General features: G+C 72.3%; 18 protein-coding genes. 13 read left to right on the top strand and 5 right to left on the bottom strand.

What is annotated here, in order from left to right; all coding sequences use genetic code 11:
* Nucleotides 1-83 precede the first annotated feature (83 nt).
* Together ABD286_RS03965 and ABD286_RS03960 are read left to right on the top strand one after the other, a co-directional pair.
* Nucleotides 84-1,553: an HNH endonuclease signature motif containing protein gene (locus ABD286_RS03965; RefSeq protein ID WP_344190486.1), complete on the top strand. Its 1,470-nt coding sequence runs from the start codon at nt 84-86 to the stop codon at nt 1,551-1,553.
* Between the two features lie 288 nt (nt 1,554-1,841).
* Nucleotides 1,842-2,117 carry a hypothetical protein gene (locus ABD286_RS03960; RefSeq protein ID WP_344190484.1) on the top strand — a complete coding sequence of 92 codons (276 nt, stop codon included), beginning with the start codon at nt 1,842-1,844 and terminating at the stop codon, nt 2,115-2,117.
* Between the two features lie 49 nt (nt 2,118-2,166).
* Here ABD286_RS03960 and ABD286_RS03955 read toward each other — a convergent pair whose 3' ends face one another.
* Nucleotides 2,167-3,537, bottom strand: a complete 1,371-nt coding sequence (locus tag ABD286_RS03955; protein ID WP_344190481.1) for an MFS transporter — start codon at nt 3,535-3,537, stop codon at nt 2,167-2,169.
* Between the two features lie 265 nt (nt 3,538-3,802).
* Between ABD286_RS03955 and ABD286_RS03950 the strand changes: the two genes are divergently transcribed.
* Nucleotides 3,803-4,678: a LysR family transcriptional regulator gene (locus ABD286_RS03950; protein WP_344190479.1), complete on the top strand. Its 876-nt coding sequence runs from the start codon at nt 3,803-3,805 to the stop codon at nt 4,676-4,678.
* An 80-nt stretch (nt 4,679-4,758) separates the two neighbouring features.
* Here the strand turns inward: ABD286_RS03950 and ABD286_RS03945 are convergent, their stop codons facing one another.
* Both ABD286_RS03945 and ABD286_RS03940 read right to left on the bottom strand, forming a co-directional pair.
* Entirely contained in the window at nt 4,759-5,058 is a 300-nt protein-coding gene (locus ABD286_RS03945) for a hypothetical protein (RefSeq protein WP_344190477.1), read from the bottom strand.
* 54 nt (nt 5,059-5,112) lie between these two features.
* Entirely contained in the window at nt 5,113-7,461 is a 2,349-nt protein-coding gene (locus tag ABD286_RS03940) for an FG-GAP-like repeat-containing protein (protein WP_344190475.1), read from the bottom strand.
* Nucleotides 7,462-7,706: 245 nt separating this feature from the next.
* On the opposite strand from ABD286_RS03940, the gene ABD286_RS03935 reads away from it, so the two are divergent.
* The 3 genes from ABD286_RS03935 to ABD286_RS03925 all read left to right on the top strand — a co-directional run bounded on the left by ABD286_RS03935 (nt 7,707) and on the right by ABD286_RS03925 (nt 11,675).
* Nucleotides 7,707-9,965, top strand: coding sequence for a glycosyltransferase (locus ABD286_RS03935; protein WP_344190473.1), 2,259 nt, complete (start codon nt 7,707-7,709; stop codon nt 9,963-9,965).
* On the top strand, nt 9,962-11,275 hold the full coding sequence (locus ABD286_RS03930; RefSeq protein ID WP_344190471.1) for a nucleotide disphospho-sugar-binding domain-containing protein: 1,314 nt from the start codon (nt 9,962-9,964) through the stop codon (nt 11,273-11,275). The genes ABD286_RS03935 and ABD286_RS03930 overlap by 4 nt, the downstream gene beginning before the upstream one ends.
* Nucleotides 11,276-11,348: 73 nt before the next feature.
* The gene (locus ABD286_RS03925; protein ID WP_344190468.1) at nt 11,349-11,675 is read left to right on the top strand and encodes a putative quinol monooxygenase; all 327 of its coding nucleotides are present in this window, start codon (nt 11,349-11,351) and stop codon (nt 11,673-11,675) included.
* Nucleotides 11,676-11,767: 92 nt separating this feature from the next.
* On the opposite strand, the gene ABD286_RS03920 is transcribed toward ABD286_RS03925, so the two are convergent.
* Nucleotides 11,768-12,001, bottom strand: a complete 234-nt coding sequence (locus ABD286_RS03920; protein ID WP_344190466.1) for a hypothetical protein — start codon at nt 11,999-12,001, stop codon at nt 11,768-11,770.
* Nucleotides 12,002-12,105: 104 nt separating this feature from the next.
* Between ABD286_RS03920 and ABD286_RS03915 the strand changes: the two genes are divergently transcribed.
* From ABD286_RS03915 to ABD286_RS03890, 6 genes are all read left to right on the top strand, one after another.
* Nucleotides 12,106-12,534, top strand: coding sequence for a hypothetical protein (locus ABD286_RS03915; protein WP_344190464.1), 429 nt, complete (start codon nt 12,106-12,108; stop codon nt 12,532-12,534).
* A gap of 75 nt (nt 12,535-12,609) precedes the next feature.
* Nucleotides 12,610-12,810: a DUF4177 domain-containing protein gene (locus ABD286_RS03910; RefSeq protein ID WP_344190462.1), complete on the top strand. Its 201-nt coding sequence runs from the start codon at nt 12,610-12,612 to the stop codon at nt 12,808-12,810.
* Nucleotides 12,811-12,812: 2 nt separating this feature from the next.
* Complete coding sequence (locus ABD286_RS03905) at nt 12,813-15,197, top strand: ATP-binding cassette domain-containing protein (RefSeq protein WP_425565312.1); 2,385 nt, start codon at nt 12,813-12,815, stop codon at nt 15,195-15,197.
* A 118-nt stretch (nt 15,198-15,315) separates the two neighbouring features.
* Nucleotides 15,316-16,869, top strand: a complete 1,554-nt coding sequence (locus ABD286_RS03900; RefSeq protein ID WP_344190460.1) for an RNA polymerase sigma factor — start codon at nt 15,316-15,318, stop codon at nt 16,867-16,869.
* 41 nt (nt 16,870-16,910) lie between these two features.
* Nucleotides 16,911-17,276 carry a hypothetical protein gene (locus tag ABD286_RS03895; protein WP_344190458.1) on the top strand — a complete coding sequence of 122 codons (366 nt, stop codon included), beginning with the start codon at nt 16,911-16,913 and terminating at the stop codon, nt 17,274-17,276.
* A complete protein-coding gene (locus ABD286_RS03890) occupies nt 17,269-17,709 on the top strand; it encodes a hypothetical protein (protein WP_344190456.1) in 441 nt (146 codons plus the stop codon). Before ABD286_RS03895 ends, ABD286_RS03890 begins: the two co-directional genes overlap by 8 nt.
* Here ABD286_RS03890 and ABD286_RS03885 read toward each other — a convergent pair.
* Complete coding sequence (locus ABD286_RS03885; protein WP_344190454.1) at nt 17,697-18,134, bottom strand: nitroreductase family deazaflavin-dependent oxidoreductase; 438 nt, start codon at nt 18,132-18,134, stop codon at nt 17,697-17,699. The genes ABD286_RS03890 and ABD286_RS03885 overlap by 13 nt on opposite strands.
* Before the next feature lie 93 nt (nt 18,135-18,227).
* Between ABD286_RS03885 and ABD286_RS03880 the strand changes: the two genes are divergently transcribed.
* On the top strand, nt 18,228-18,539 hold the full coding sequence (locus ABD286_RS03880; RefSeq protein WP_344190452.1) for a hypothetical protein: 312 nt from the start codon (nt 18,228-18,230) through the stop codon (nt 18,537-18,539).
* Nucleotides 18,540-18,541 lie beyond the last annotated feature (2 nt).

The raw sequence follows: 18,541 nt of genomic DNA, 5'->3' as shown, positions 1-18,541 counted from the left end.
CACGAATATCGCTGACCTGCAACGACTTCGGGGTGTCTGCGGAGCCAAGGGCGTTGTCAGTGGTCGCCGATAGTGTCCTTGGTATGGCGACGACTCCGGACTCCCCGCACCCCACCTCTGGTGGTCGTGTCGGTGGCGCGCGCCTGGGTTCCCGGTCCGTACTGGGCTCCGCACAGGCGGCACTGCGAGAGTTGACCGAGGAGCTGAGCCGACCCGATGCCGCGGGTCTGTGGGAGCTCCAGGACGGTGAGGTCGCGCAGGCGCTCGGCGTGCTCGCGGAGGTCGTGGCGGCGGCGCGGGCACAGGTCGCAGCAGTGCTGGCCGAGGCCAAGGGGCGCAGCCTCGGCGCTGGGCAGGGCTGGGGCCCCGTGGACTGGGCCCGTGCCGTCGCGCCGGCACTGACCGCACGCGAACTGCTCGACGCGAATGTCGTCGCGACGGCGGTGGCGTCCCTCGGCGGTGCTGCTGGCCCGGGGGTCGGGGGCGACGCGCGGCTGGAGGGCCTGGTCGACGCGGTGCTGGGGGCGGCATCGCCGGACCCGCAGGAGCGGGTGAATGCTCTGGGGTTGGGCAAGGCCGCGCAGCTCTGCCGGTTCCACACGAGCATCCGGGGTCTGGCTGCACCCGACGACCTGGCGGAGGCGTTCGCCGCGCTGGTCGAGGTGGCGCGGGGAGACGACGGGATCGACGAGCGCCGGCTGGGGTTCGCGCTGCAGCGCGCTGGGGAGGTGATCCGCCCCGACGCCGCGGTCGAACGCGACGCCGATCGGCGGCGGGCGCACCGGTCGCTGGTCAATGGCAGGGGACCCGTCGGGATGAGCCGGTACACGCTGGTCCTCGACGAGGAGGGGGCGGCGATCGTCGACGCCGCCGTCGACGCCCTGGCCAAGCCCCGCCGCGACGAGGACACCGGTGAGCACGACCCCCGCACCCCTGCCGCCCGACGGGCCGACGCGCTGCTGGACCTCGTGGGTCGGGCCGTGTCCGCCCCTGACGGGATCCCGCGCCAGGCCAAGACCTCACTGGTGGTCACGGTGCCTTGGGAGGTCCTCAAGGGGCAGTGTCGCGGCGCGGGCCTGACGCTCGACGAGCAGGCGTTGACCCCGGGTGTGGTGCGTCGGCTCGCGTGCGACGCACAGGTCGTCCCAGCGGTCCTCGGGTCGGCCGGTGAGGTCCTCGATCAGGGGACAGCGGTCCGGTTGTTCGATCGCGCCCAGATCCGACACCTGTGGCTCAGGGACGGCGGATGCACGTTCCCGGGTTGCTCGAAACCGGCGGCGTGGACAGACGCCCATCACCTTGTGCACTGGGTCGACGGCGGGCCCTCGGACATCGACAACGCCGCCCTGCTCTGCCGGGCGCACCACACGGTCGTGCACCAGCAGCGGTACGCCGGTCGGGTCGTCCGGGACGGTGGCGGCGGCCACCCCGGGGTCGGGGAGAGACAAGGGCGACCACGGGTGGTGTGGGATCTGGCTGTCGGGTCCTACGACACCGCGCTGCGTGACTGGCGAGAACGAACTCGGCCCCGCTCCGTACCCGCTGCAGCCTGAGCGGGCGATGGGTCACGCCACCGTGCGGCCCGCCGTCGTGCCCCACCCGGCGTCCTGCTGACCGAGCGTCCCTTCGCGGTTGGCCTGCTGCTGGGGGGTTCCGCTGCTGGGTGGCCGGCTGACTGACGGCCGGCTGCTGGGCGCTCGGCTGCTTGGCCGGCTGACTGCTGGCCGAGCGCATCCTGCTTGTGGCTGGACGGCGGCACGACCAGCTACTGCGCTTGCAGGGAGGAGATCCTCCACCGTTCGTCGGAGGCAGGGGTGGACCGATCGGGCCATGATCGGCAGATGCTTGACCACGACCGGATCGACGCGACGCACACCTGGGTGGTCTACGAGGGGCCACCGTTCGCCGACCCTCTGCTCCAGCGCCCGGGACCTCTCGTCGCCGCCTGTGCCGCCATGAGTGATGCCGAGCTCGAGGAGCTCTGCGGTCACTGGGAGTGGCGAGCAGGCGTCGCCACCGAGGAGATCGACCGGTGGTGGAGCTGGACGGTCGTGCGGTTCGGGCAGCGGCTGCTGGCCGGGCGCCGGGCTGCCCAGTGGCGCGAACAGGCTTCCTGACGCAGGCGGTACTGCCTCACGCGTAGTGGTTTGCCGCAGCCCCTGGGGTCTAGCCGCGCGAAGTGACGCTGACCCGGGGCAGCCGCACCGAGATCGTCGACAGGCTCACCCGCAGCGACCCGAGGTGGGCCAGGTGCCGGCACACGAGCACGGTCACCAACGCGGGTACGGCACCAGAGACGAGCAGGGCCACGCGGGCGCCATACGCCTCGGCGAGCCAGCCCACGACCGGTCCGCCGACGGCGCCGCTGCCGATGAACACGAGCATGTAGAGGCCGACCACGCGGCCGCGCAGGTGGGGGACCGTCGCCAGCTGGACGAGGGACTGCGCCTTGGTGAGGAAGCCGAGGTTCGCCGCCCCGACGAGCACGAGCAGCAGTGTGAAGAGCAGCTGCTGCGGTGCGGCGGCAGCGAGCAGGAGGGCGCAGGCGAGGGCCCACGCGGCGTACCCGACCGTGCGGAGCCGCAGCGGACGTTGGCGGCGTGCAGTCGCCAGGGCGCCACCCATCGCACCAAGCGCCACCATCGCGTTGAGCAGACCGAGTCCGCTCGCCCCGGTGTGGAACTCGTCCTTGGCGAAGGCCGCCAGGGTGACCGGCAGGCTGATCGTGAAGAACCCGAAGGCTCCTGCCATGACGATCGGCCACAGCACCGTCGAGGTCTGCAGGGCGTAGATGACCCCAGCGCGTGCCCCGGGCGCCGCAGTCGGCGTGGCTCCCGGCGCCCCCGAAGCTGCACCCACCTGCTCCGACGAACGGGCGACGGCGCCACGACGACGGATCGGGGTGCCCCGCATCATGGACAGGGCGATGATCGGGGCGACGAAGGTCAGGGCGTTGAGGGCGAAGGCGTACCCCGCGCCGACGGTGCTCATCAGGACGCCACCGATGACCGGGCCCGTCATGGCACCGATCTGGAAGGTGCACGACACGAGGCTGATGGCGTTGGGCAGCTGCGGCCCCTGCACGACCTCGGACACGAACGACTGGCGGGTCGGGTTGTCGACGGCGGCGATGATCCCCAGGACGAAGGCCAGCGCGAACACGTGCCAGACCTGCACGACGCCCGTGAGGGTGAGGACGGCCAGGGCGGCAGCGGTCAGTGACATCGAGACCTGCGTGGCCAGCAGCAGCGCCCGCTTGGGCAGGCGGTCGGCGAGCAGGCCGCCGTGCAGACCCAGCAGGATCGTCGGCGCGAACTGGAACGCCGTGACGACTCCGACGGCGGTGGGGCTGTCCGTCATCGTCAGGACGAGCCAGTCCTGCGCGATGCGCTGGATCCAGCCTCCCGTGCCCGAGACGAGGAGCCCGGACAGCAGGAGTCGGAAGTTACGGTTCTCCAGCGAGGGGAAGGTCCGCGAAAGACCTCGCGGGAGAGTCAGTTTCGGGAAGTGGACTGGGGCGGAGGCGGCGGAGCTCATGTCGTCCTGGCGAGAGTTGCGTTCGGGTGGAGTCGTGGGGCGGTCAGGTGGGGTCGCGGTCAGCTGGGCAACAAGCCCGGCGGTGGAGAGATTCCGGAGCGACGAGGCGACCCGTCAAGTGTGCTCCTCCAGTCGGCGTGCTCGCGGTATTCTGAGACAGAATCAGTCCTATAAGTGCCATTGCGAATCGCAATGAGCCAGCATGAGCCATCACGAGTCACCACGAGTCACCATGAGCCATCGCGAGTCGGCAGGAGGAGCTGGGATGTACGAGCCCGAACAGCTGCGGACCTTCCTCGCGGTAGCCCAGACCCTGAGCTTCACCAGGGCCGCGGAGTCTCTCGGGATCCGTCAGCCGACGGTGAGCCAGCACGTGCGACGCCTCGAGGAGGCGGTCGGTCGACCGCTGTTCCTGCGGGACACCCGCAGCGTCACGCTGACCTCAGACGGTGAGGCGATGGCGGGGTTCGCGCGCGAGATCATGGCGGCGCAGCAGCGGGCCGTCGGGTACTTCACCGGCTCGCACCTCGCGGGCCGCCTGCGGTTCGGGGTCACCGACGACCTGGCCCTCACCCCGCTGCCGAGGATCCTGCGCGACTTCCGCCAGCTGTACCCGCGCATCGACCTCGAGCTCGCGGTCCTGCAGAACGACAGCCTCATCCGCCGCATCGAGTCGGGCCACCTCGATGTCGCCTTCGTCAAGCGCAGCCCGGGCACCCCCACGCCGACGCGCGGTCAGCTCGTCCGTCGCGACCACCTCGTCTGGGTCGGGACCGACGGCACCCGGCTCGACCCCGAGCAGCCCGTGCCCCTCGTCGTCTACCAGGCACCGAGCCTGTCCCGGGCGGTCAGCGTCCAGGCGCTCGAGAAGGCCGGTCGGCGCAGCCGCATCACCTGCACCGTCCGCGGCGTCAACGGGGTGCTCGCCGCCGTCCGGGCCGGGCTGGGGATCGCGGTGATGGCGCGCACACTCACGCCGGCCGACCTCATCGAGCTGCCCCCGAGCCTGGGCCTGCCCAAGCTGCCGCACCTCGACCTCGTCCTCCTGACGAACAAGGCCGCCCCGGCCGAGCCCGCGAAGGCCCTCACGTCCGCGATCCTCGCGAGCGGCGCCCCCCTCGGTCCGGTCACCGGTCGCTGACCCGCACCCCGCTTCGAACGCACCACACTCCCTACGCGCCACCCTCCATCTGCCCGGGGGAGCAGGGCGGGCAGAGGGGCTCAGCGGCGCTGGAAGTCCCAGGCCAGCCGGATGGCTTCGCGTATGGCGTCCGCGTCACCGTCGAGCTCGGCCTGCACCTTCTGGTGCGCCTCCCACCGGGGCGGGACCCCGAACGTGCCGGGGTGGGCGTCGACGAGGCGCTCACGGTCGGCGAAGTCGACCCGGACGAGCACCGTCCCGGGCAGGTCCTGGCGCACGACGAGGCGGTCGTCGACGTACCACGCGACCCGTCCCGGGTGACCCTTGCGCCGGCAGCCGGGCAGGGAGGTGGCGAACTCGTCCACCTCGTCGAGGGTCACCGCAGGCTCCTGCGCCGCACGCCGCCCACGCTACGCCCGTCGCTCAGAGCCGGGTCAGCGCACCGCGACCAGTCGGGTGGTCGCCGCCCACGGGGTCGCGATCTTGCGTCCCGACAGGAAGCCGCCCCTGCCGTTGCCCGGGTAGACGAGGGTGACGTTCGCGGTGCTGCGGGCCAGCAGGTCCGGCCGGCCGTCACCGGTGAGGTCGCCCATGGACACGATCGACGCGTAGGACTGCCAGCCACGGCTGAGGACCTGGCCGGGCTGGTACCCCAAGCCGGAGGTCCCGGCGCCGGTGCCCCGGTAGAGGTAGAGGTTGCCGTTGGTCGCCCGGGCGACGAGGTCGACCCGTCCGTCCCCGTCGAGGTCGCCGGGGGTGGCGAAGTCGGTGAAGATCTGCCAGCCCGTGCCGATCTTGCGCGCCGTCCCGACGAACCCGCCGCGGCCGTCGCCGGTGAGCAGCCAGAGCTCACCGTTGACCTTGCGGGCCAACAGGTCCGGCTTGCCGTCGCCGGTCCAGTCGCCGGGTGCGATGAGCAGGGTGGTGGTCTTGAACCCGCTGCCGACCACGACCTTGCCGGCCTTGAAGGAGCCGCGTCCGTTGCCCCGGTAGAGCAGGACGTCGCCACCCTTGGTCAGGGCGAGCACGTCGGAGAAGCGGTCGCCGTCCCAGTCACCGGGGGAGAGCACCTGGGCGAACCCGCCCCAACCCGTGCCGGCCTTGGCGCCCGTGACGATGCTGCTGCCGATGACGGGGTAGAGCACGAGGTCGCCCGAGCGGGTCCGGCCGAGGAGGTCGCCGCGACCGTCGGAGTTGAAGCCGCCGCGTGAGGTCGCGGTGAGCGACAGGACGCGGGTGTAGTTCAGTCCCGACAGGGCCTTCCAGTCGTTCGCTGCGACCTTGCCGGTCACGGCGACGCGCGCTGCCTTCTGGAACGCCGACACCCCGGCGGTGGTCTTCGCGCCGAACGCGCCGTCTGCCGTCCCGACCGCGTAGCCACGGCGGTTCAGCTCGAGCTGGAGGTCGCGGACCGACCAGCCGGTCGCGCCGGCGGCGAGGGTGAGCGAGCCGTACGCGGCATACAGCTTCTCGGTGGTGACCGGTGCGGGCGGCGGGGTCGTGACGGGCGCCGGGGTCGCGGCCCAGGTGGCCGCCTCGCTGCGGATGGTGTCCATCTTCGGGTAGAGGTAGCGGCCGGGGCAGAGCGTGTAGGACGTGTTCTGGTGTGCGTGGACCGTCGGCAGGGTGACGGTGACACCAGCGGCGTACTTCGCCCCGGTGCCGCCCTGCGAGGTGAGCTGCGTCGTCCCGCGCGGGTTCACGCCGTACTGCGACAGCTTCCACCCGGCGACCCGCGCCAGTGCGTCGACCATGACCGTGGGGGCGCTGGCGGTCTCGTAGTTGCCCATCGCGGCGATGCCCATGGTGTTGGTGTTGAAGCCCATCGAGTGGGCACCGCGCACCGGCTCGGTGATCGACCCGGCGCGGCCCTCGTACACGCGACCCCACTTGTCGACGAGGAAGTTGTACGCGATGTCGGCCCAGCCCAGGCCCAGGGTGTCGTACGCGTAGATGCCGCGGACCTGGGCGGCTGCGGTCTCCGGCGTGTAGTCGTTGGTGCCGGCGGTGTGGTGGATGGTGATCGCCTTGACGGTGCTGCTCAGCGTCTTGCTGCCGCGCAGGCTCTCGTCGGCGCCCCACTGGGCCCGCGTGATGATCGTCGGCTGGGCGGCGGTCGTCGCCGCGGCCGCCGAAGCGGTGGAAGCGGGCGTCTTGGCGGTGAGGTCGTCGTCGGCGGGGGAGGTGCCGGGGTCGATGGTGCTGACCTTGAGGTCGGGCAGCCGGAGCCCGCCGGCCGTGTCGACCCGCACCTGGACGGCGGTACCGCCCTCGGTGACGATCGGGGTGGTGCCCAGGCGTGCACCGACGGCCTCGGCCGTGCCCGCCTCGGGACCGTCGTCCGGCACCGGGAGCACCTCCCACGCCGTCCAACCGTCAGCCTCCTTGACACGGATCCGCACGGTCACGTCGTCGGCCGACAGGTCGGTGGTCCCGGCCCAGGACACTCCGGCGACCGAGAACCGCGGGCGCTTCTGCTCGCCGGTGAGCACGGTGGTGACCTGGCCGGTACGACGGGCGGGGGCCTTGTCGCGGGGGTCCGTGGCGGCGGCGGCGGAGCGTGCCGCGTCGGAGGTCACCGTGGCGGCGACCCGACCCGTGGCGAGGCCGCGGCCGGCCGCGGCCTCACGGTGCGAGGCCGCGGGGTCGATGCCCGAGAGGGGGGTGCTCACGATCGTGGGGCGCACCGGCCGGGGGGTGTCGGTGCTGGCGAAGGAGACGGTCGGGAGGGCGACGAAGGCGGGGGTGAGGGCAATCGCGAGGGCAGCAGAGATCAGTCGCATCAGGGAAGTCCGGAGGGTCAGCAGGGGCGGGTGTGACGACAGTGAAGACTCGCACCCGACGGTGGCGCAGACCGGACTAGTACAAAAAGATGAGCCATTCGGACGACCCGCCCACCGGCGTGTCGCTTCGGCCACCCGCGTGTCGCGTATGGCGCGGGTCAGCGCCGCCGCTGGCCTCCGAGGGCGGGCTGAGACGGCCCGCCCGCTGGGGTGCGGCCCCCACCGCCCCGACCTAGGGTCGAGACGTGAGTGGCAACGCGGCCCGGTCGACGCATCCGGCACGAGCGGTGCGCGAGGCCCTTGAGGCCGTGCGCAGCGCACCGACCATCCTCGAGGCGCTGCGGCGGGTGGCCGCAGTCTCGGCCGCAGCAGCCGACGACCACGCCGGCGCCGGGCTGACCGACCTCCGGGAGGCCAGCAACGACCGCGATGCCGTCGTCGCCCTCGCCGCCGTCCACGCTCTGGCGGCCCTCCCCGTCGCCGACACGGCCACCCTGGTCCGGCTCCTGGACTCCGGCGACCCCTTCCGCGCCGAGCACGCGGCGTGGGCCCTGCACCTCGCCGCTCCCGCAGCCGAGGCCGCGCCCGCCCTGGTCGAGCTCGTCCGCGCCGGCGGCGTGACCGGCATGCTGGCCCAGCGCACCCTCGAGCAGTGGGCGCCGCAGGCGCCGGACACCGTCCTCGGCGCGCTTGCAACAGCCCTGACGACGCGGCGCCCGACGACGAACGGCGTGGTTGCCGGCGGCACCGACGACGTCGCGCGGACCCGGCTCGTCGAGACCGTCGGTCTGGTTCCCGGCATGGCAGCGACAGCGCTGCTGCTCGGGGTGGTCGACGACGACACCGAGTCCCTGTCCACCGTGACGGCGGCGACGGCGGCGCTCGGTGACTGGTTCACCTCGCGTCCCCGTCGTGGTGCGGCTGGCCGCGGTGCCGGCCCCGCGGCATACCCGGGGACCGGTCTGACGGTGGTGCAGCTGTTCCTGCACGCCGACATCGACGGCGAGCTGAGCAGCGCCGGCAAGGGCGACACCGGGGGCATCGCCACCCTGCTCGTCCACCTCGGCAACGCCCTGCTGGAGACCCGGGCGGTCGAGCGAGTCGTGACGATCTCGCGCGGGCGCCTCGGCAGTGACGTCGTGCCCGACGACCTCTCGGCCCCCGGTCACCACTACGCCCAGGTGCCCCTGTCGGGACCTCCCGTCGGCATGGCCGACGCCTGGATGCACCGGGTGGCCGTGCGCCGCGGCGTACGTCGCATCCTGCGCGCCGCCGGTCACGTCGATGCGATCCACCTGAGGATGGCCGATGTCGGGTCGTTCGCCGCTGCCGAGGCGGCCCGCGAGCTCGGGGTGCCGGTCGTCTTCACCGTCGCGCCGGATCCGCACGCCCTGCTCGCATCGCGAGAGGCCTCGGGCGCGTTGACCCGAGAGACATTCGCAGCGGCAGATGCGTTGGAGCACCTGACATTCCGCGATCACCTGGTGCGTTCGCTGGCGCGGGACGCCGACCAGCTCGTGCTGTTCCCGCGGCCCGAGCTCGAGCGCGACAGCAGGGACCTGCTCGGCCTCGACCTGGCCGTGGACGGTCACCGTTCGAGCGTCGTCGCCGAGGGGATCGACTTCCGCGCCGTCGACCGGGCCGGTGCTGCCCAGAAGCGCGGCGCCGCCGCTGCCGACGACGTGACCGGTCAGGCCATGGCTGAGCTCGACACCCTGTTGTCCGCGCTCCCTGCCGAGCGCAGGCACCTGCCCCTCGCCATCACGGTCGGACGCCTCAACCGGGTCAAGGGCATGGCCACCCTCGTCGAGACCTGGCACGGGGACGCCGACCTCCACAGCCGGTGCAACCTCCTCGTCGTGGGCGGCGACCTCGACGACCCGTCCGGGGACGAGGCGGCCGAGCTGGCCCGCATCGACGCCGTGGTCCCACGCTCCACGGCCGCTGCGGCCGGTCTGCTGCTGCCCGGCCACCGCCCGCACTCGACGGTCGCGGCGTGGCTCGCTGCGACCCTGCGCGGGCGACGGGGTCTGGCCGGCTCGTCGGGCGTGTACGTCTCGGCCAGCCTCAAGGAGGAGTTCGGCCTGGCCATCCTCGAGGCGATGGCGGCCGGACTCGTCGTCGTGGCCCCCGACGGCGGTGGACCGGCGACGTACGTAGAGCCGGGCACCACCGGCGTCCTCACCGACACCTCGTCCCGCCCCGCGCTCGCCGACACCGTCCGCGAGGCGCTCGTCATGGCCGCGTCGCCCGCGACGGCGATGCGCCAGCGCCGGGAGCTGGCGACGCTGCGGGACCGTTTCAGCATCACCACGATGGCCGGCGCGCTCGCCGAGGTGTATGCCGCCGCGGCGCTGCCCGCGGGCGCCGGTTCTGTGGTCGTCGGATCCGGGTTTGCAGGATCCGCGTCCCTGGGAGCCGCCGGCGCCCCACCGGTGGGCCGACCCGCTGCCGGGCCGCCGCGCGGTGACGACCACGTGTCACCGGCCGGGGCTGCCTCGTGACGCTGCTGGTCATCAGCCCGGACTACGCCTCCCACCTCTACCCGCTCGCCACCCTGGCGACGGCGTGGGCGCAGGAGGGGGAACGCGTCGTCGTCGCGACGGGGCCGGCCACCGACGCGATCGTCACCGGCTTCGGGTTCGAACGGGTGCACCTCCAGCTCGGTCGCGGCTCCAACCCGGGCGTCATCCGGGCCGAGGAGCAACCCACCGGTGAGGACGACGCCCTCCGCGGGTTCTTCGACGCGACCCGGCGAGGAGCGTTGGAGACACTGGAGTTCCAGGCGAGGGCTCGGGCCGACGACCTGCTCTGGGAGCCGGTGCAGGTCGGCCGCGCGGTGCTCGACGTCGTCGATTGGGTGCGCCCCGACACGGTCATCGTCGACCACCTCGCCTTCTCGGCGAGGTTGGCCCTGACCGCTGCCGGGGTGCCGCACGGCGACGTCGTCCTGGGCCACCCGACGGCGCTCCCCGTGGGCGAGGAGGTCTACGGCTGCCCGCCCGCCTTCCCCGCAGCCTTCGACATCGACCCCGACGCGCTCGCCCACCTGCGCAGCCTCTGCGAGGACGTCCGGGACGCCTTCACCCGCGAGTGGAACGCCGCGTCCAGGGCGCTGTCACCGTCCGCGGTCGCGGTCGGCGACGCGTTCGCCGTGACCGGTGACGTCCTGCTGCTCAACTACCCCGGTGAGCTGCACGACCCCGCCCGCACCGCGCTCCTGCCACCGCACCGGTTCCTCGGCTCAGCCGTCCGCGGCGAACCCACCGATCCCGAGGTCTCGCAGTGGCTGGCGTCCAGCGACCAGCCGGTCGTCTACGTCAGCCTGGGCAGCTTCCTGTCCGTCCGCGGCGACGTCCTGGCTCGCGTCGCCGACGCGCTGAGGGGCCTCGACGTCCGGGTCGCCCTGGCCCACGGATCGACCCCGGCCGGCGAGCTCGGCGATCTGCCGACCGGCTGGCTCGTCCGTGAGGTCCTGCCGCAGGTGACCCTGCTGGAGTCGGCAGCCCTGGCCGTCACCCACGGTGGCAACAACAGCGTGACGGAGGCCCTGACGGCCGGTGTCCCCATGCTTGTCCTACCGCTGTCGACCGACCAGTTCGCGGGTGCTGCATCGCTGGAATCGGCAGGAATGGCAACGGTTCTGGCGCCAAACACGGCGACACCGGCTGAGCTGCGCGACGCCATACGGGACCTGCTCGAGTCCACCGACACCGCCGCGCGCCTGCGCGACCTGGCGAGGGCCCTCCACGCCCTGTCCGGGGCGCAACGTGCCCGTGCAGCCCTCGCCGCGGTGCAGGCTGCGGGCTCCTGACGGCCGTGGCAGGGTGGGACGGATCCCCGCGTCCCAGCGGCGTGGACCCACCCGTCGACCAAAGGAGCTCTCCTTGATCTTCATCACCGCCAAGTTCCCCGTGAAGTCCGAGCACGCCGACTCCTGGCCGGAGCTCAGTCGTGCCTTCACCGAGGCCTGCCGCGCCGAGGACGGCTGCCTGTGGTTCGACTGGTCACGCAGCGTGGACGACCCGAATGAGTACGTCCTCATCGAGGCCTTCCGCGACGACGAGGCCGGTGGCGCGCACGTGCAGTCCGACCACTTCAAGACCGCGACGCAGGAGCTCCCGCAGTACCTGTCGGCCACGCCCCGCATCGTCAACACGACGATCGAAGGGACCGGCTGGTCCGAGCTCGGCGAGATGGCCGTCAAGGACTGACCCACGACGCAGCGGGCCGCGGCGTCGTCACCACCGGTGGCGGCGCCGTCGTGCTGGGGTGCCGGACCTTGGCGCTTGGAGGGGTGCTGGCCTCAGCTGGTGAGCCAGGACTCCTCGGTGCCGAGGCCTTGGAGCTCGGCGTCGAGCTGGCCGATGGCGCGGACGGCGAGCAGGCGGTTGACCAGCAGGTCGGCGGAGGCGGCCACACGAGCCGTGTGCTCGGGGGTGCCGACGGCGGCAGGGGCGTCCTGGGGCTGCTGGGAGCTTGCGCGGTCGTTGTCCACGAGCAGGACGGTATTGAGCCCGCGACCGGGTCTGGATGCCAACGGCGATGTCCTAGGCCGAACGTATGAGCAACCTCCCCGAAAGGGACGAGCCGGGCTGGGGATAACTCGGAAGGGGCGGCTCCGAATCGCGGCACCATGCCGTCATGAGCTACCACGACCTGCCCCGGGACCTGCTTTCCGTCCCCTTGACCGACACCGAGCTGCAGGGGGACGTGGTCGACCTCGTCCTCGGCATCGAGGACTGCCGCAGCGGGGCGCTGGCCCTGATGCTGTGCGACGAGCAGGACCGCGGCGTCCAGCCGGTCGTCCTCACGGACCTGCCCGAGCTCGGTGCGGTCGAGGACCTGCGGCAGGTCCTCGACCTCCTCCTGCCGCTGGTGGGGGAGCGGCAGGGGGCGGTCCTCGTCGGGCGAGGACGCCGTCGTGGGCTGTTGCCCACCGACGTCGACCGCGCGTGGCACCAGGCCACCATCGAGTCCTGCGCCCGGCACGGCGTCCGCCTCCTCGGCTACCACCTCGCCTCCCCGGACGGCGTGGCCGCCCTCCCGGCACCCCTGCAGGAGGCCTCCTGACGTGCCACCGCGCACCCCTCGATCGAGGTGGCCGAACCCCTCCACCACGAGCCGTGGGCGAACTAGTCTGACGCCATGTACGAGTACAAGGTCGTCCAGGTCCGCGAAGGTCTCATCGGCGGGAAGATGTCCGCCGACAAGCTGGAGAAGGTGCTCAACGAGTGGGCCGCCAAGGGATGGCAGCTCAAGTCGATCACCGCGGTCGAGGTCAAGGGCCGGATCGGTCCCGGGTCGACCGAGGGCGTCCTGGTCACCTTCGAGCGCCCGACCCGCTGACCGTGGCAGCGAAGACCGCCGCCAAGACCGCCGCCGCGCACGTCGCCGATGCCCACGACGTCATCCGGGTCCAGGGCGCCCGGGAGAACAACCTCAAGGACGTCTCCGTCGAGATCCCGAAGCGACGCCTGACGGTCTTCACCGGGGTGTCGGGCTCGGGCAAGAGCTCACTGGTGTTCGGGACGATCGCCGCCGAGTCGCAGCGGATGATCAACGAGACGTACAGCACCTTCGTGCAGGGGTTCATGCCCAACCTCGCCCGTCCCGAGGTCGACCTGCTCGGTGGCCTCACCACCGCCATCATCGTCGACCAGGAGCGGATGGGCGCCAACCCGCGCTCGACCGTCGGGACCGCCACCGACGCCAACACCATGCTGCGGATCTTGTTCAGCCGCTTGGGAACTCCGCACATCGGCCCGCCCACGGCCTTCGCCTTCAACGTCCCCACCCGGGTCGCCAGCGGCGTCATGCGCACGGACAAGGGCGGTCGCGAGGAGAAGTCGGTCGTCCGCGACGCGGTCTACCAGGGCGGCATGTGCTCGCGCTGCGAGGGCATGGGCGCGGTCAACGACTTCGACCTCACCGCGATCTACGACGCGAGCAGGTCGCTGTCCGACGGGGCGCTGCTCGTCCCGGGCTACAGCATGGACGGCTGGTACGGCCGCATCTTCAGCGGTGCGGGCCTCCCCATGGACAAGCCGGTCGAGAAGTTCACGGCCAAGCAGCTCGACAAGCTCTTGTACGGCCAGCCGGAGAAGATCCGTGTCGACGGGGTCAACCTCACCTACGAGGGCGTCCTGACCAAGGTGCAGAAGTCGATGCTGTCCAAGGACCTCGAGGCGATGCAGCCGCACGTGCGCCGGTTCGTCGAGCGGGCGGTCACGTTCACCACCTGTCCGGACTGCAAGGGGACGCGTCTGTCCAGGGAGGCGCTCTCCTCGAAGATCAACGGCAAGAACATCGCCGAGCTCTGCCAGATGCAGATCAGCGACCTGGCGGTCTGGCTGCGGGACCTCGACGCCCCGTCGGTGGCCCCGCTCGTCGGTGGGCTGCAGCACCTGCTCGACTCCTTCGACGAGATCGGGCTCGGATACCTCTCCCTCGACCGGCCGGCCGGCACACTCTCCGGTGGTGAGGCCCAGCGCACCAAGATGATCCGGCACCTCGGGTCCTCGCTCACCGACGTCACGTACGTGTTCGACGAGCCGACGATCGGGCTGCACCCGCACGACATCGAGCGGATGAACCAGCTGCTGCTCCAGCTGCGGGACAAGGGCAACACCGTCCTCGTCGTCGAGCACAAGCCGGAGACGATCGCGATCGCCGACCACGTCATCGACCTCGGGCCCGGCGCCGGCACGGCGGGTGGGACGGTCTGCTTCGAGGGCACGATCGAGGGGCTGCGGGCCAGCGACACCACGACCGGTCACCACCTCGACGACCGCGTGAGCCTCAAGGAGTCGCTGCGGGCCCCGACCGGCGCCATGGAGGTCCGTGGCGCCTCGGCGCACAACCTCAAGGACGTCGACGTCGACCTCCCGCTCGGGGTCCTGTGCGTCGTCACCGGTGTCGCCGGGTCAGGCAAGAGCTCGCTGGTGCACGGCTCGGTGGCGGGCCGGGACGGCGTGGTGGTCGTGGACCAGGGCGCCATCCGCGGGTCCCGCCGCAGCAACCCCGCGACGTACACCGGGCTGCTGGAGCCGATCCGCAAGGCGTTCGCCAAGGCCAACGGAGTCAAGCCCGCGCTGTTCAGCTCCAACTCCGAGGGCGCCTGCCCCGCCTGCAACGGTGCCGGGGTCATCTACACCGAGCTCGGGGTGATGGCGACGGTCGAGTCCACCTGCGAGGAGTGCGAGGGCCGCCGGTTCCAGGCCGCGGTGCTCGAGTACCGGCTCGGCGGCCGCAACATCGCCGAGGTGCTGGCGATGCCGGTGGCCGAGGCGTTGGCGTTCTTCGGCGAGGGGGAGGCGCGCACGCCTGCCGCCCACACGATCCTCGAGCGGCTCGTCGACGTGGGGCTGGGCTACCTCACCCTCGGCCAACCACTCACCACCCTCTCGGGCGGCGAGCGGCAGCGCCTCAAGCTGGCCACCCAGATGGCGGAGAAGGGCGACGTCTACGTCCTCGACGAGCCCACGACCGGCCTGCACCTCGCCGATGTCGAGCAGCTGCTCGGCCTGCTGGACCGCCTCGTCGAGTCGGGCCGGTCCGTCATCGTCATCGAGCACCACCAGGCGGTCATGGCGCACGCCGACTGGATCATCGACCTCGGTCCCGGGGCCGGGCACGACGGCGGTCGGGTGGTGTTCGAGGGAACCCCCGCCGACCTGGTCGCCACGCGGGCGACGCTCACCGGCGAGCACCTCGCCGCCTACGTGGGCAGCTGACCGTGCTCTAGCGGCCGGACCGCGCTCTAGCAGCCGGACGGTGCGATGGCGGGGATCCGACGTGAACACGGCCGAACGGATGACCCCGGCAGCCGACGATCGGCCCGATACTGGTGACGTGCTGGGGAGCGCGTTCACGGGAACGTTCAGAGAAGCCCAAGCCGGGGACGAGCAGGCGTTCACCCGGCTCTGGCGCGACGCCAACCCCCTGATGGTCCGCTACCTGCGCGTCATCGACGCGGACGACCCGTACGACGCCGCCTGCGAGGGGTGGATCACCGCGGTCCGCGGCCTGGCCGGCTTCTCCGGCGACGAGTCGGCATGGCGCGTCTGGCTCCTCGCCTGTGCGCGCCAGCGCGCGGAGCAGGGGACCGAGCGCCAGCGCTGGGCGACCGTCACCCCCATCGACCGCCGAGCCTTCTCGGTCGCCTCCGCGGCGTCGTCCGCCGCCTCGGCGGCCAGCGCCGCGACGGCCGCGACGATGGCGAGCAGGTCGCGCACGGAGGACGACGAGCTCGACATCGACGCCCTCCTCGACTCGACTCCGGACATCGATCCCGAGCACCGGGGCCTCGGCGACACGGTCACCGCCCTGCGGGCGCTGCCCCTGGGGCAGGGCGAGATCCTCGTGCTGCGGCTCGCCGGACGGCTTCCCGTCCACCTCGTCTCCGACATCGTGGGCTCCGACGCCGAGACCGTCCGTCGCTCGGAAACCCGTGCCCTGGAACGGCTCGGCGCCGATGCAGAGCTCATCGCCTGGTCGCTCGACGCCCCCGCCACGCCCGCTGAGCTCGCCGACGAGCGGGTCGCGCTCGGTGCCTTCCGCAGCATCCCGAGGCCGCCGTCCTGGTCCGTACCCCGTACCCGTGTCGTCACCGTCGGCAACGCCCCCTCACGTCGTGGGGACGGTCGCCACCACCGGGGGATCGCCAACGCCGCCGGCCGCTCACGCACGGCGTTGCTCGGCATCGCCGCGGTCTCCGCATCGATCATGTCGCTCGGTGGCCTCAGCGCTGCGGCGTACGTCGGCGCGCTCCCCAGCGGGATCCAGCAGGTCATGTCCGACGCCATCGGGGCCCCGGCTCCGCCATCGACCACGTCGTCGGTCAAGAAGGCCCCGGGCTCGCCGACCGCGTCGGGCCGTGCGAGCGAGGGTGGCGCCGGCGTCGGCCCCAAGGCCGACTCGAGCTCCGACGCGGGGCAGTGCCGAGCCTGGAGCAGCGACCGTGCCAAGGGCCTGTCCCGCGACCGGTCGGTCGCCTTCCGCAACCTCGCCGCCGCCGCCGGGGGAGAAGGCAAGGTCGACTCCTACTGCGCCACCGTGGCCGGCAACCCTGCGGTCCAGCCCACCGCGCAGGTCCCCAAGCCGACCAAGAGTGTCGGGAAGCCGACGAAGACGCCGGCCGCGACGACGCCCACCAAGACGGGTTCGACCCCGAAGGGCACGGGCTCGCCGACGCGCACCCCGTCCTCCTCCACCGTCACCAAGGCGCCTGCCGCCCCGGCGCCCCAGGCGACCCGCACCAAGGCTCCGTCGACCAAGTCCACCCGCACCAAGGCCCCCGGCGGCGGGACGACGAAGACCAAGGCACCGACCGTCGACGAGGGGACGGCCACCACCACGACGGCGCCGGGCCCCACTTCGACGACCGACGTCACCCCCGTCGGCTGAGCCGTCGATCCGCCGGGGTCGTGCTCGCGTAGGCTTCCCGCGTGCTCTTCCCCCTGACCGTGGTCGTCCTCGTCACCGCGGTGGCCCTGCTCGCGGTCGCGGGCGTGTATGCCGCGCGCACGCGTCTGGTCGACGACCGCCTCCTGCTCGTTGCGGCGGTCCTCGAGCTCGGGCTGCTCGTCCAGGCCGGGGTGGCGCTCGCCCGCCTCGGCAGCGTGCCCGGCGACGACGCCGAGACGGCGACGTTCGCGGCCTACGCGATCACGTTGCCGTTCCTGCCCCCCGCGGCAGTGTTCCTCGCCCTCAAGGACAAGACCCGCTGGACCATGGGGGTCGTCGCCGTCGCGGCCTTCGCCGTCGCGGTCATGACCGCCCGCCTGCACCAGATCTGGAACCTCGATGGCTGACGCGCCCCGCTCGACCCGTTCGGGCCCGGGCATCGTCCTGGTCGCCGTGTACGGGCTGCTCGCCCTGGCTGCGACCGGTCGCTCCGTCCTGCAGATCACCGAGTACTTCTCACGGGCGCCGCTGGCCTACGTCCTGTCGGCCGTCGCCGCCGTGATCTACCTCGTCGCCACGGTGGCCCTGGCCCGGGGCGACCGCACCTCCCGGCGGGTGGCGACGGCCGCCATCACCGTCGAGCTCGTGGGCGTGCTCGTGGTCGGGCTCGCGTCCTTCGTCGCCGAGGAGGCCTTCCCGGACAAGACGGTGTGGTCGCACTTCGGGTCGGGGTACGGCTACGTGCCGCTGGTGCTGCCCGTGCTCGGCCTCTACTGGCTGCGTCGGACTGCGACGCAGCCAGTGAGCCGCAACACCACCGGACCGGCTCAGCCCTCGTAGGGCTCGAGCAGCAGCACGGGGATGAGGCGGTCGGTCTTGACCTGGTACTCGGCGTAGGGCGGGAAGGCTGCGACGCACCGCTCCCACCACTGCTCGCGCTCGGTGCCCTCGATCTCGCGGGCCCGGACGGTCCACGTGCGGTCGTCGTCCTGGAGGTCCAGGACAGGGTTCTTGCGCACGTTGGCGTACCACGCCGGGTGCTCGGGGGCCCCGCCCTTGCTGGCCACGGCGGCATACACACCGTCGTGCTCGACACGCATCAACGGCACCTTGCGGACCTTGCCGGACACCCCGAGCATCGTCAGCATGACCACCTCGCGGTCCTGCACGCTCACCGAGCGGGTCGTGCCGGTCTCCTCGATCTTCTCGACCTGCTCGCGGACCCACGCGGTGGGACTGGGGACGTACTCACCCTGAATCGTCATGGAGCCATGCAAGCACGCCGTCCCGACCGGCGCACGACCGGGACCTGTGGACAACGGGCGGGCAAGGTCCCGCACCCGTCCTAGCCTCGGAGCATGCCCACGGGTTCGAGCACATCACGGATCGAGGTGCAGCCCGGTGCGGTCGCCGCGCTCGGGGTGGCGCTGTCCCTCGTCGCCACCGACCTCCAGTGGCACGCCGCCGCCGCGGCCGACGCGTCGTGGTCACTGGGCCCCGGCCACAGCGCGGCAGCGCTCACGGAGGTGCTCGGGGACTTCGAGCACCAGCGGCTCGTGCTCGGTCGGGCGCTGGACGAGCTGGGGAAGGCTGCCCGCCACGCGGGGGCGCTGTACGTCGAGGTCGAGCAGCAGGTCGGGGGCAGGTTCGGCCCCGGAGCACCATCGTGAGC

This window comes from Pedococcus aerophilus (assembly GCF_039532215.1).
Lineage (GTDB): Bacteria > Actinomycetota > Actinomycetes > Actinomycetales > Dermatophilaceae > Pedococcus > Pedococcus aerophilus.
This window is presented reverse-complemented; position numbering and strand designations above follow the sequence as displayed.